This is a genomic window from uncultured Alloprevotella sp., from assembly GCF_963536905.1.
Classification (GTDB): Bacteria; Bacteroidota; Bacteroidia; order Bacteroidales; family Bacteroidaceae; genus Alloprevotella.
The window spans coordinates 15,355-27,892 of the sequence record NZ_CAUTBW010000019.1 but is presented as its reverse complement, the minus strand read 5'-3'; the positions used below and the strand labels follow the sequence as shown (position 1 = coordinate 27,892).

11 protein-coding genes and 5 tRNA genes are annotated in these 12,538 nt (G+C 40.6%); 13 read left to right on the top strand and 3 right to left on the bottom strand.

Annotated elements, in window-relative coordinates; genetic code table 11:
• Positions 1–468: 468 nt before the first annotated feature.
• The 6 genes from ABLA33_RS04860 (at position 469) to ABLA33_RS04835 (ending at position 6,417) form a co-directional block, all read left to right on the top strand.
• A complete protein-coding gene (locus ABLA33_RS04860) occupies positions 469–1,467 on the top strand; it encodes a MoxR family ATPase (RefSeq protein WP_347719457.1) in 999 nt (332 codons plus the stop codon).
• Between the two features lie 119 nt (positions 1,468–1,586).
• Positions 1,587–2,453, top strand: coding sequence for a DUF58 domain-containing protein (locus ABLA33_RS04855; RefSeq protein WP_347719456.1), 867 nt, complete (start codon positions 1,587–1,589; stop codon positions 2,451–2,453).
• Between the two features lie 87 nt (positions 2,454–2,540).
• The gene (locus ABLA33_RS04850) at positions 2,541–3,620 is read left to right on the top strand and encodes a hypothetical protein (RefSeq protein WP_347719455.1); all 1,080 of its coding nucleotides are present in this window, start codon (positions 2,541–2,543) and stop codon (positions 3,618–3,620) included.
• A 51-nt stretch (positions 3,621–3,671) separates the two neighbouring features.
• Complete coding sequence (locus ABLA33_RS04845; RefSeq protein ID WP_315091497.1) at positions 3,672–4,676, top strand: VWA domain-containing protein; 1,005 nt, start codon at positions 3,672–3,674, stop codon at positions 4,674–4,676.
• A 24-nt stretch (positions 4,677–4,700) separates the two neighbouring features.
• Positions 4,701–5,717 carry a VWA domain-containing protein gene (locus tag ABLA33_RS04840; protein WP_347719454.1) on the top strand — a complete coding sequence of 339 codons (1,017 nt, stop codon included), beginning with the start codon at positions 4,701–4,703 and terminating at the stop codon, positions 5,715–5,717.
• A gap of 4 nt (positions 5,718–5,721) precedes the next feature.
• The gene (locus tag ABLA33_RS04835) at positions 5,722–6,417 is read left to right on the top strand and encodes a tetratricopeptide repeat protein (RefSeq protein ID WP_347719453.1); all 696 of its coding nucleotides are present in this window, start codon (positions 5,722–5,724) and stop codon (positions 6,415–6,417) included.
• A 582-nt stretch (positions 6,418–6,999) separates the two neighbouring features.
• On the opposite strand, the gene ABLA33_RS04830 is transcribed toward ABLA33_RS04835, so the two are convergent.
• Positions 7,000–8,046: a YegS/Rv2252/BmrU family lipid kinase gene (locus ABLA33_RS04830; RefSeq protein ID WP_347719452.1), complete on the bottom strand. Its 1,047-nt coding sequence runs from the start codon at positions 8,044–8,046 to the stop codon at positions 7,000–7,002.
• A gap of 193 nt (positions 8,047–8,239) precedes the next feature.
• On the opposite strand from ABLA33_RS04830, the gene ABLA33_RS04825 reads away from it, so the two are divergent.
• Positions 8,240–9,427 (top strand): aminotransferase class I/II-fold pyridoxal phosphate-dependent enzyme, encoded by a 1,188-nt coding sequence (locus ABLA33_RS04825; RefSeq protein WP_311491050.1) that lies wholly within the window; start codon positions 8,240–8,242, stop codon positions 9,425–9,427.
• A 90-nt stretch (positions 9,428–9,517) separates the two neighbouring features.
• Here the strand turns inward: ABLA33_RS04825 and ABLA33_RS04820 are convergent, their stop codons facing one another.
• Both ABLA33_RS04820 and ABLA33_RS04815 read right to left on the bottom strand, forming a co-directional pair.
• Positions 9,518–10,090 carry a chromate transporter gene (locus ABLA33_RS04820; RefSeq protein WP_347719451.1) on the bottom strand — a complete coding sequence of 191 codons (573 nt, stop codon included), beginning with the start codon at positions 10,088–10,090 and terminating at the stop codon, positions 9,518–9,520.
• Complete coding sequence (locus tag ABLA33_RS04815) at positions 10,087–10,632, bottom strand: chromate transporter (protein WP_347719470.1); 546 nt, start codon at positions 10,630–10,632, stop codon at positions 10,087–10,089. The genes ABLA33_RS04820 and ABLA33_RS04815 overlap by 4 nt, the downstream gene beginning before the upstream one ends.
• A gap of 401 nt (positions 10,633–11,033) precedes the next feature.
• Here ABLA33_RS04815 and ABLA33_RS04810 point away from each other — a divergent pair.
• From ABLA33_RS04810 to ABLA33_RS04785, 6 genes are all read left to right on the top strand, one after another.
• A tRNA-Gly gene (locus ABLA33_RS04810) sits at positions 11,034–11,106 on the top strand.
• Positions 11,107–11,133: 27 nt separating this feature from the next.
• Positions 11,134–11,216 (top strand) — tRNA-Leu (locus ABLA33_RS04805).
• A 31-nt stretch (positions 11,217–11,247) separates the two neighbouring features.
• A tRNA-Leu gene (locus ABLA33_RS04800) sits at positions 11,248–11,330 on the top strand.
• 32 nt (positions 11,331–11,362) lie between these two features.
• Positions 11,363–11,435: transfer RNA gene (locus tag ABLA33_RS04795), tRNA-Gly, on the top strand.
• Positions 11,436–11,527: 92 nt separating this feature from the next.
• The gene (locus tag ABLA33_RS04790) at positions 11,528–12,172 is read left to right on the top strand and encodes a hypothetical protein (RefSeq protein WP_315090198.1); all 645 of its coding nucleotides are present in this window, start codon (positions 11,528–11,530) and stop codon (positions 12,170–12,172) included.
• 56 nt (positions 12,173–12,228) lie between these two features.
• Positions 12,229–12,303 (top strand) — tRNA-Arg (locus tag ABLA33_RS04785).
• The last annotated feature ends 235 nt before the right edge of the window (positions 12,304–12,538 follow it).

Here is a 12,538-nt window from a genome sequence, read left to right as displayed (position 1 = left end):
TTTAGTTGTTTATGGGAGAAATATGACAACGTAACGACGTGACAACAAAGAATAAGGTGGAGTAGAAGGAGAGAAAATCTTTCTTGATTTTGTTTTCCTTATTGCAATCACTGCTATAATAATGATGTCAGCTAACGAAATAAGGATGTCAGTTGATTGCCTTATTGTCCTCCCAAACGTAATAAGGATATTTGAGATAATATAAAAGAATTAAAAGTCCCCAAAATGGACTTTTGTTTATTGAAATATTTGTGTACAATGTTCTTGCAATTCTTCTTAAGTATTTTTGACAAAGTATAATTTCTAAATCTTAGAGAGTATAGGTTTCTTCTCCAAATATTGAATAACGCGAGTAAAGTTGGCATTACTGTTCTTGAAGATAATGTCTTTCTTGCTTTTTTGCACTTTTTATAGATGCCTTAAAGGGAAAAGAACTACTTTTGTCAGCAAAATAAAAATCGATTAAATATGGCAAAATCAGTAGATATTCGAGAATTAAATGAGCAAATAGAGGCTCAAACAGGCTTTGTGACCGATTTGGAAACAGGTATGTCGAAAGTCATAGTAGGGCAGAAATATCTAATTCGTTCTTTGCTCGTTGGTTTACTTAGTAATGGTCATGTGCTTTTGGAAGGTGCTCCAGGACTTGCCAAAACGTTAGCCATTAAAACACTGGCGAAACTCATAGAAGGAAATTTTAGTCGTATCCAGTTTACTCCCGATCTCTTGCCATCCGATGTTATAGGTACACTTATCTATAGTCAGCGTGAGGAACGTTTTGAAACAAAGAAAGGCCCCGTTTTTGCCAATTTTGTTTTGGCAGATGAGATTAATCGTGCTCCAGCAAAGGTGCAGAGTGCACTACTTGAAGCGATGCAAGAGCACCAGGTGACGATAGGTGAGACCTCTTATTCTTTGCCTGACCCTTTCTTGGTCTTGGCTACCCAAAACCCAATAGAGCAGGAAGGGACTTACGAACTTCCTGAAGCCCAGGTGGATCGCTTTATGCTAAAGGCTTTGGTGGATTATCCTACTTTGGAAGAAGAGAAGACCATCGTTCGCTCTCATCTCAGGGCAGATTATTCAGAAGAGGTACATTCGGTAATTGATGTGAAGGGTATAATAAAAGCCCGCGAAGTCGTAAAGCAGGTTTATGTGGACGAACGCATTGAGCAATATGTGGCCGATATTGTGATGGCCACAAGAAATCCGGAGAATTATGGCCTAGCCGACTTGAAGAAATATATCAACTTCGGCGGCTCTCCGCGCGCTAGTATTAATCTGGCTTTGGCTGCTCGCACCACAGCTTTCCTCAAACGTAGAGGCTATGTGGTGCCAGAAGATGTACGAGAAATTGTTCATGATGTTTTGCGTCATCGTATAGGTCTTACTTATGAGGCCGAAGCTGAGGAGATGACAGCCGATGGCATTATTAAAGCTATTATTGATAAGGTCGAAGTACCCTAAGTTCTTTAGAAGCAGTTTCTTTAAGTCGGATAGCATCTTTAAGAATAGATTAGAGAAACTGTGGCATAAATGTAAAAAGATGAAAGTAGGAAGAGAGTAAAATTCCAAGACAAGATATCGTGGATACAGAAGAATTATTGAAGAGAGTAAAGCGTATAGAGCTTAAAACCAGCGCTTTGACAAATAATGTATTTGCAGGTGAATATCGGTCGGCTTTCAAAGGTAGAGGAATGTCGTTTGCCGAAGTGCGTGAGTATCAGCCAGGAGATGATGTTCGAGACATTGATTGGAATGTAACAGCGCGTACCAACCGCTCTCATATTAAAATATATGAAGAAGAAAGAGAGTTAACAGTAATGTTACTGATTGATGTGAGCGGTAGTCTTGTTTTTGGTTCGGGGGAGAGTTCTCAGCGCGACGTGGTCACGGAGATTGCTGCAACATTGGCTTTCTCTGCTGCGCAAAATAACGACAAGGTGGGAGCCATCTTTTTCTCTGATCAAGTGGAACACTTTATTCCTCCCAAGAAAGGGCGTAAGCACGTACTTTATATTATCCGAGAACTCCTGAACTTTATACCTAAGTCGCGTCGTACAGATATAAGTGTAGGCTTAGAGCATCTTATGCGTGCAATTTCGCGTCGCAGTATTGCTTTTCTACTCTCCGATTTTTTAGATTCAAAAGATTATAGCCAGCAACTCCGAATGGTAGCTCATCGTCACGACTTAGTGGCTGTAAGAGTTTATGATAATCGTTTGGCGCAGCTTCCCAATGTCGGTCTCCTGCAAGTAGCAGATGCTGAAACGGGCCATGTTGAATTGTTAGATTCTTCCAGCGAGAAAGTGCGTCAATGGTATGAGGCTCATTGGGTGAAATCGCAGAAGCGTTTAGAAGATATTTTTAAAAAAAGTGGCATCGGCCTAGCCTCATTGGCTACAAATGAAGATTACATCGAGGCGTTAAAGCGTTTGCTACACAATCGATAGAAAGAAGAAGAAAGCCTTGTAGCTTTCAATCGTTTGCTACTGCGCCTTTGGGTTGCGATAGAAACATAAACGAGAAATAACGAGCGAATGAAAATTGTTGTTATTCGAAATATCCTTTTATTACTTATTTGGATGACAGCCTCGGTCACAATGGCGCAGGTTGTTGTTGAATCAAAACTTGATACAGCTGAAATCCGTATTGGAGAACAGGTGCAAATACAAGTAAAGGTAACGGCTGGACAATCGCAACGTGTGGTTTTTCCCCAGTATGAGAAAGGACAGGATTTAATACCTGGTGTTGAAGTGTTGGTCGCCACTCGTGTAGATACTACATTGTTGAATGCAGGAAGGCGCATAGAGCTGAAGCGCCGTTACACAGTGACAAGTTTTGATTCCTCTCTCTATAACATCATTCCCTATGTAATAGTGAATGGCGACACTGTGCGCTCGAGAAATTCTGTGGGATTGAAGGTAAATACAGTCCCCGTAGATACAACTCACTACGACCGTTTCAATGGTCCCTTTGCTCCTGTTGAAATGCCCTTTATTTGGACTTGGCATTTGTGGCTTCTTTCGATCCTGCTCATTGTGATGCTAGCACTTATTGTGATGTTGGCCATACGTTTGTCCAATAAAGCTCCTCTTACGCGAGTTGTAACAGTGCAGCAGCCCGAAGCTGCCCACCTTGTGGCAATGAAAGAAATTGAAAAGATGAAACAACAGGTGGATTCTTCTGCTTTGTCTCACAAAGAATATTACGAACAACTCACCAGTATCTTACGAACTTACATTAATCAACGTTTCGGTATCAATGCGCGAGAGATGACATCTCAAGAAATTATTAACGCCTTGTCCATATCAAATGATAAAGTAGGTTTGAAGGAGTTACAGAAGCTTTTAAGTACAGCCGATCTCGTTAAGTTTGCCAAATATGAAAGCTCTTTTACAGAAGCTAAACATGGTTTGCTTGTGGCGGTGAATTATGTCAATGAAACCAAACAACCCGAAATGGAGAGACCAGTCCAGAAGAAGGTTGTTATTATTGGTGGCGAACAAAGGCAGCAGCGCATACGTATCGGAATGTATATAGGTATAGTTCTCTTGGTCTTGGGTTCCTTAGCTTTATTAGTTTATCTGTTGGAAGAAATCGTTAATACCTTCCTTTGATAATTATCGTAATCGTATTATCTATTAACTTCTAAGTAAAACGATAGAACAATGACTTTTGAAAGTCCATTATATTTCCTCTTACTTTTGTTGCTAATACCTTTTGTGGCTTGGCATTTTCTCTTTCGTGAACGGCGTCAGCCGTCGCTGCTTTTCTCTTCAACGGAGTTTATGACAGATATACCACAAACATTGCGCGTACGTCTGCGACACGTTCCGTTCTTTCTTCGTGTCATTGCCTTCACGGCATTGGTTGTAGCCCTAGCTCGACCACAAACTAATACTTCTTTGAGCACGAAGGAAACAGAGGGAATTGATATTATGATGGCTATGGATATCTCTACAAGCATGCTTACGCCCGATTTGCAGCCCAACCGACTAGAAGCCGCAAAACAAGTGGCTTATGAGTTTATCAACAATCGCCCCAACGATAATATAGGTTTGACGCTCTTTGGTGGAGAAGCTTTTACACAATGCCCACTGACCACCGACCATACTGCACTCTTGGGTATGTTCCAAAATGTGAACTGTAATCTTCAGGCGCAAGGCGTTATTAGCGAAGGAACAGCCATTGGGATGGGGATCGCCTCCGCTGCAGCCCATTTGGAAAAAAGCAAAGCTCCCAGCAAAGTCATTATTCTCTTGACAGACGGAGAAAATAATGCTGGTGAGATCTCTCCTCTAACAGCTGCGGATATGGCTAAGAAATTGGGAATCCGTATTTACACTATTCTTCTGGGCTCTTCTACAACTACGCAGCAAGCCGTTGCTACACTGCCCAATGGAGAAACATATACCGCTCCTATCGAAACATCTTCAGATCCGTCAACACTAAAAGAGATAGCTCAATCTACAGGTGGTATTTTTTACCAAGCTGGCAGCAAGCAAAAACTTCGCGACATTTATAAAGATATAGATCAGTTGGAGAAAACAAAACTGAAAGTTGCCAACTATGATCGCCACTATGAAGCCTACCAGTTGTTTGCTTTCATTGCTTGTGTGAGCCTCTTATTGGAGATTTTATTGCGTATCACTTGGTTTAGACGTATTCCATGAGTAAAATTTTAAAGTGAAAGTATCGTGTTTCATTTTGCAAATCCTGAATATTTATATGGACTAATAGTCCTTCCGCTACTTGTCCTCTTGTATATATACACCTCTTTCCAACGTGTCAATAAAGAGCTGCGTTGGGGCAGTCGGAAAATGTTAAAGTCTTTGGTTCCTGGCATCTCTGCTTGGCGTCCTCTGACAAAGTTTACCTTGCTTCTCTCGGCCTTGGCGTTGTGCTTTGTGATGCTTGCTCGTCCACAGCTGGGAGCGCGGCAGATAACAAAGGAAAAATCGGGTATTGAGGTTGCCTTTATGCTCGATATTTCTAACTCGATGCTTGCTGAGGACGTGCACCCCAATCGTTTGGAACGAGTAAAACTACTTGTTTCTACGATGATAGATAGAATGCAAAACGATAAGGTTTCGCTGGGTGTCTTCGCTGGAGAAGCTTATCCGCAATTACCTATTACGAGTGACTACGCTTCGGCAAAAGTTTTTCTCAATACCATCTCTACAGATATGGTTACTTCCCAAGGTACCAATATAGGTGCGGCCATACGTTTAGCTGATAAAAGTTTTACAGATGCAAAGAATGTGGGAAAGGCTATTATCTTAATCACTGATGGCGAAGACCATGAAGGGGGAGCTGTTGAGGCTGCACAAGAGGCTGCTAAAGAGGGACGACAAGTTTTTGTCTTAGGAGTAGGCTCAACAGAGGGAGCGCAGATTCCTACGTCTGAAGGACCTCTGCAAGATGAAAATGGACAACCTGTTATCACGCGTCTAAATGAGGATATGTGTAAGGAGCTAGCGAAGGCTGGTAGTGGACAGTATTTTCATATAGATAATACAAGCAATGCCCAAACACAGTTGCAACATGAGCTGGATCAAATGCAACACGCACCACTAAAAGACACAGAAACGGCCTACAATGAGCAGTTTCAGGCTGTGGGGCTTATCGTCTTATTTTTATTGATAATGGAATTTTTTATGTTTGAGACGCAGAATCCTTGGATTGATCGTCTGCATATCTTTAGAAAGAAGTAGAAGTATGAAAAAAAGTTTTTTATTTTTCCTGCTGTTGATGTGTACTGTTTCAATCTATGCTCAAACAGAAGATTGGAAACAAATCCATATAGGGAATAGAGCGTTTCGTTCAGGACGTTACGATGCTGCCGAGGTGGCTTATCGCAAAGCTTTATTGCAGTCGCCCAATAATGCACGTGCCTATTTTAATCTTGGAGATACTTATATGGCCAAGAAAAATCCCGATGCTGCCATGCAACAATTCAAGTTGGCCACTCGCTACGAGAAAAATCCTCGTATCAAGAGTATGGCTTTCCACAATATGGGGTATATCAATCAGCGAGCAGCTTTGACAGCGTCAGTTGATCAGAGACAGCATTTGCTCCTACAGGCCATTGATAACTATAAAGATGCTTTGCGCCAAAATCCTGATAACGAACAATCCCGCTATAACCTTGCTCTTTGCCAAAAGCAACTCAAGAAAAATAAGGATTCGAACAAGCAGAACAACAAAAAACAAAAAGATAACAACCAGCAGCAAAAACAACAGCAAAAACAGCAACAGAATTCCCAAAATCAGAAATCGTCTAATCAACAACAGCAGCAAAGCGATCAACAAGTGCAACAACTCCTTAATTTGGCGCGACAGTCGGAAGAACAGGCTAAAGAGAAGGTGAATAAGGCTCTGCCAAAGCACAGGAGTAAGAGAAATAATTGGTAGATGACAGACTGTAATATGGTGGAATATTTCGACTTTCTTTCTTGATTTTACATTATCCTTTTTCTTGAGTGTTCTTTGAGCTATATAGGTTTGTTTAATTTGACAAAACATTTCTTTGTTTCAGAGAAAATTATGAGGAGAAAACAATGGAAAGTGATGGATAAGAGGCAAAATTCTATTACTTTTTTGCAGCGTATCTTAATTTTGTAGAAACAAAATCAGCAATAATGCAGAAATAGCATGAATTGTACATGCTTTTTAGTTTAAGAATTTCTTTTTCTCTTTATTCTATTTGAGAATACAATAAGGATGTCAGCCGACATCCTTATTATGCTTGAAAATCCCCTTATTGTATTTCTCGAAAGCCCTTGAGAAATTGTGAAAAGCCCTATTTTTGTGTCACTCTAAATTTGCTTCCTTTTCAGCTGTAGATAGCTGTCCTGAGTTTTAAGCTATTCTTGAGTCAGTAAAATAAGAAATATGTTTGCAAAATAAAAGAAAGGCCACAAGGAAAAATATTTATTCCTTCGTGACCCTTAGAGAGTAAAGATGCGCTCAGTTCTTTGCGTAAATAAACGGAACTTACAACTTTTTGAGTTTGTTGAGAATGTTCCGGTTGAGGCGCTTGATGCCCACTTGTTGTTTCCTCAACACTCTTTGTTGCGATACCCACCATTCGTCTACATCTTCCATGAGCAGTTGGAAAAGTTTTTTCTTGGGAGTATGCGCCTCTGGATTTACAATGATATTAAACTGCTGAGGAACGAGTTTTACATCGATGGTATTGCTCATTGATAGCGGCTCTCCATCGCAGTGGGCAGCACCTTCCGAGGTACGCGAAATGCGAATGTGGGATGATTGGAACATTTTGATGTGACTGTTCTTTAACAGGCTCTTGTTAAAGAGTTGGACAGCGATTTGCGGAGCTTCGAGTGCACTAAACGGCTCAATAATGATGATATCCATCAATCCATCCTTCATAGATGCTTGCGGAGCTATGTATGCATTATTTCCATATTGTGAAGCATTGGCGCAAGCTATGAGGAATGCTTGATATATATGAGGCTGATTGTCGGAAGAAGTAGGGGAGAGGTCCTCAATAGTGTATATTTCGGGCTTATAACTGAGGCTTTCTCTCAATACGTTTTCTATATATGTAATAGGACCACGACGTCCGCTTTCTGCAAAGCGTTTGCTGATGACCGCATCGAAGCCAACGCCACAAGTGCAGAAGAAAGGATGATTATTGATGAGCCCATAATCAAGACAATGTACTACATTCTGGTTGATGATCTTGATGGCATTAACGGAGTTCATCGGAATTTGCAGATGGCGAGCAAGTCCGTTTCCTGAGCCACAAGGAATAATACCTAGCGCAGATGGTGTGCCTACAATGGAACGGGCTACTTCGTTGATCGTGCCATCTCCCCCCACGGCAACAATAGCTTCTATGCCAATTTCTGCCGCGGCTTTTGCAATTTCTGCCGCATGACCTGCATATTCTGTCTTTTTTATTTCAAAATCGAAAGTATTTGTGTCTGTATACTTTTCGATATCGCAGATGATGTTTGCCTTTTTCCCATTTCCTGAAATGGGGTTGACAATATATAGGAGCTTTTTTTTACTCATTGTGCTTTTTATTCGTGGTGCGAAGATAAAAAGAATATATGGGAAAATAAAATATAGCTAAAGCCTTAACTTCTGGAGTGATTAACGATTGCCCAAAAATCAAAAAAATGTGTTATAGCCCTACCTATTTAGAGATTAAATTCATATCTTTGCGGCCGAAATTACCAAAAGTAAAAATACACAAATAATTGATATGAGTATTTTAGACGAGAGATTGGCCAAGTATACTTTGCCTCAAGAGTGTATGGAAAAGGGAATCTATCCTTACTTCCGAGAAATTGAAGGCAAGCAGGGTACTGAAGTCGAGATGGGTGGACACAAAGTCTTGATGTTTGGCTCTAATGCGTATACAGGTCTTACCGGCGATGATCGTGTAATTGAAGCAGGTGTAGCAGCCATGCGTAAATATGGTTCTGGCTGCGCTGGTTCCCGCTTTCTGAATGGAACGTTGGATATTCACGTTCAGTTGGAAAAGGAGCTTGCTGAATATGTTGGTAAAGATGAAGCTCTATGCTTTGCTACGGGATTCACGGTTAATTCTGGCGTTATACCTCAATTAGTAGGGCGTGAAGACTATATTATTTGTGATGATAGAGATCACGCTTCAATCGTTGATGGTCGCCGTTTGAGTTTTGCAACTTGCTTGAAGTATAAACATAATGATATGGAAGACTTGGAGCGTCAGCTACAGAAGTGCTCGCCCAAGTCTGTGAAACTTATCGTTGTGGATGGGGTGTTCTCTATGGAAGGCGATTTGTGTAATCTTCCAGAAATCGTGAAACTCAAGCACAAATATGATGCTACAATTATGGTTGATGAGGCACATGGCTTAGGTGTCTTTGGTCGTCAGGGGCGTGGTGTTTGTGATTACTTTGGTTTGACGGATGAAGTGGACCTTATTATGGGAACATTTAGTAAGTCACTTGCAAGTATCGGTGGTTTTATCGCTGCTGATAAGACTATCATTAACTGGTTGCGCCACAATGCTCGTACTTATATCTTTAGTGCTTCTGCTACTCCTGCTGCAACAGCTTGTGCGCGTGAAGCTATTCGTATTCTGAAAAGCGAACCAGAACGTTTGGCACATCTGTGGGAAGTGACAAACTATGCACTGAAGCGTTTTCGTGAAGAAGGTTTTGAGATTGGCGATACACAATCTCCAATTATTCCCCTCTATGTGCGTGATGTGGAAAAGACCTTCTTGGTTACAGCTAAAGCATTTGAAGAAGGTGTTTTCATAAACCCTGTGATTCCTCCTGCGTGTGCGCCGCAAGATACTCTTGTACGTTTCGCTTTGATGGCGAATCATACCATAGAAGAAGTGGACCGTGGAGTGAAAATTTTGGCTAAAGTCTTCAAAGAACTCGATATTATTAAATAGTTAGGAGAACCTACTATTTAAATAAGAACGAGAGAGGCACGGATGGATTTCGTGCCTCTCTCGTTCTTTTATTTGTTCAGTAAATTCTACTTAATAGAATATTAATCCGATTATACCGCAGATGAATAGAATGAGTATGGGATTTACTTTCTTGACGTTTGTGGCAAAGAATGCCGCAGCAAAAATGATGATACTCAAACCAAAAATATAAGGTGTGTTCGACGGTGAACCAAAATTGTCAGGTGTCATCAACAAAAGTGCTGCTGCAGCAATGAGTCCAACAATGGTGGGGCGAAGTGTCTTGAAGACATCTTTCACTTCTTGCGAGTCTTTGTGAGAAATTAAGTATTTGCTAACGCAGATCATAAGGATAAATGAAAGCCACATCACAGCAACAGAACACATTACAGCACTGCAAACAGCAGCCCAATGTGGATAGCCAGCATTGGTAATGGCAGTGTAACCTACATAAGTAGCGGCATTGATACCGATAGGGCCAGGTGTGCTTTGACTTATGGCAACAATATCTGTGAATTCAGCATTTGTCAACCAATGGTTTTTGACTACCGTTTCATTCTGGATAAGTGACAACATAGCATAGCCGCCGCCAAAATTAAAGATGCCTATCTTTGAGAAGACATAAAATAGTTTTAGAAATATCATGGCCTTTGTTCTTTATGTTTATTGTATTGTCCCCAGAGATATCCGCCAATGCCAGCCGCTAAAATAATCCAAATGGGAGAGACACCCATTAGCCAAATTAGTAGACAACTCACAAGTGGTATCCAAGAGGTACTCCATGTTATGTTCGCTGTTTTCGCCATCTTAAAGCAAGGAGCAGCAATCAGAGCGACTACAGCAGGACGTACTCCGCAGAAAAATTTGTTTACATAGATATTGTCCTTGAAGTTTTGAAAGAACATGGCTATCAAAGTAATGATGATAATGGATGGGAGTGCCATCCCCATTGCTCCAACAATACCGCCCCAGATGCCTTTTAGTTTATATCCAATATGACTAGCGATGTCTATACTAAAGATGCCCGGAGTGGTTTGGGCTACTACCATAATGTCTATAAATTCCTGTTTATCCATCCATTGGTGCTTATCGACAAATTCACGCTCCATAATAGGAATCATAGCATATCCTCCACCCAAAGTGAAAGCTCCAATCTTACTACAAGATAAGAAAAATTTAAATAACATCTCAATACTTTTTAATTCTCTCTGCAAAGTTACATCTTTTGGATGAGTTGCTAGAATCTTTCTTTTTTCTTGAGTAAAGATCCGAAGGATAAAACTTAATTTTTGATATACCTCAATAGGTACTTGGCCGATAGAGATAGCTTTATCTAGTATGCCTAAATATGATTATATCGGATTTGGGGAATTCTGCTGTAAGATTATGCTTATTTCTCCTACTCCTATTAGCAGTCCGTTTTCTAGTTTTTACTAGAAAACTGCTTTGTGAACATTGCAAACAAAGCATAACTGAGAAAATGTTTCACATTTCACATGATTTTTTTGTGATAGTCCTTGCAGGTTTAAGAAATTGTTGTACCTTTGCATCGCATTTGAGAGGAATGCCTGCTGAAAAGTAGAAAAATGCGGCAATAGCTCAGTTGGTAGAGCGCAACCTTGCCAAGGTTGAGGTCGCGGGTCCGAGCCCCGTTTGCCGCTCTCTTTTTTGAACAGATGATCTGCTATGCCCAGGTGGCGGAATGGTAGACGCGCTAGTTTCAGGTACTAGTGACAGCAATGTTGTGCAGGTTCGAGTCCTGTTCTGGGCACTACCCATGTTGATCATCAAGAAATCTATTTGGAGAGGTGGCGGAATTGGTAGACGCGCTACTTTGAGGGGGTAGTGACATTATGTCGTGGGAGTTCGAGTCTCCTCCTCTTCACTAGATGCTTTCAGTTAAGTACTGAAGGTTTTGCGGCAATAGCTCAGTTGGTAGAGCGCAACCTTGCCAAGGTTGAGGTCGCGGGTCCGAGCCCCGTTTGCCGCTCTCTTTTCTATTATAACTTACATGGGTAAAACCAAGTTTGTTATGATAGATTTTTTTTACATATTAGACAGCTCTGCTTATAACCGCAAAAAATGAACATTTACGCAAGGTTTTTCGATCAAGACATTCTTGTACATTCTGTTGACGAGGTAATAGATTTTCTTCAAAATATTCCAGATGTTGTAATATCTCAAGAACTGGTGGACGATATTCATCGTTATGTAGAAAGCGATATGCCATATCCAAAACGTTATAAGATTCGCCCGCGAGTTTATTTTATCTTAATAAAGACAACGGCTGAAACAATGGAGGAGTTTAAGTCCAATCGTAAACAGCAAGTAATACCAGCACCTGTTCAAGCAGAGTTGTTGAATCGTAAAGACTATAAAGTTTCGCTCTTGGCAACTCAGAATTTTGGTTGGTATCATTGTTCCCTTACCTTTAAACGTGTAACATTGATTCCTGGGACTAATAAATTTCAGTATCAAGATACTCCGTTTGAGGCTCTTATTAAGGCAAATAATGGTCAGGAGTGTTATAATAGAATGATGGAATATCTGAAGGGGCGTCAAGATATTGATATGCGCAGTCAGTTTCCTTCTGCCAAAGGTTCTAGTTTTCAGTTTGAATTCATAGGAGATACTTTAGTTGGAGATACTCCAGAAACAGCATTAAAAGAGGATTCTGTATCAACAGAGGAACCTGAAATAGCTGAGACTGGAACGGGCGAAGCGTAAATTTGTAAAATCGTTTTGCAGACACTAATTAAATTATTACTTTTGTACTCGCTAATGGTTCCGTAGCTCAGTTGGATTAGAGCAACGCTCTTCTAAAGCGTGGGTCATGGGTTCGAATCCCATCGGAATCACAAAATAGGATGCCTATATTTAGGTATCCTATTTTGTTTTGGTGAGTTATGAAAGTGGGCAGTATTAAGATGTATCGTTAGAAATATCTTTTTCTATTAATTTCTGACTTTCTCCTGACTCTCTTCTGATTTTTCAACCGTACTCTATTATTATTTTATTTCGTTTCTATAAAATACGTCCAAGACTAAAAAAGAGGAGCAGTTGTTTTTAGTTGCGAAAAGAGCCGTAATCGAA

Excerpts from the sequence above, each read along its gene's own strand:
- ABLA33_RS04815 (WP_347719470.1), bottom strand. The coding sequence starts at position 10,632 with ATGTTATTTAAATTTTTCTTATCTTGTAGTAAGATTGGAGCTTTCACT.
- ABLA33_RS04845 (WP_315091497.1), top strand. The coding sequence starts at position 3,672 with ATGACTTTTGAAAGTCCATTATATTTCCTCTTACTTTTGTTGCTAATA.
- ABLA33_RS04820 (WP_347719451.1), bottom strand. The coding sequence starts at position 10,090 with ATGATATTTCTAAAACTATTTTATGTCTTCTCAAAGATAGGCATCTTT.
- ABLA33_RS04830 (WP_347719452.1), bottom strand. The coding sequence starts at position 8,046 with ATGAGTAAAAAAAAGCTCCTATATATTGTCAACCCCATTTCAGGAAAT.
- ABLA33_RS04850 (WP_347719455.1), top strand. The coding sequence starts at position 2,541 with ATGAAAATTGTTGTTATTCGAAATATCCTTTTATTACTTATTTGGATG.
- ABLA33_RS04860 (WP_347719457.1), top strand. The coding sequence starts at position 469 with ATGGCAAAATCAGTAGATATTCGAGAATTAAATGAGCAAATAGAGGCT.
- ABLA33_RS04835 (WP_347719453.1), top strand. The coding sequence starts at position 5,722 with ATGAAAAAAAGTTTTTTATTTTTCCTGCTGTTGATGTGTACTGTTTCA.
- ABLA33_RS04825 (WP_311491050.1), top strand. The coding sequence starts at position 8,240 with ATGAGTATTTTAGACGAGAGATTGGCCAAGTATACTTTGCCTCAAGAG.
- ABLA33_RS04790 (WP_315090198.1), top strand. The coding sequence starts at position 11,528 with ATGAACATTTACGCAAGGTTTTTCGATCAAGACATTCTTGTACATTCT.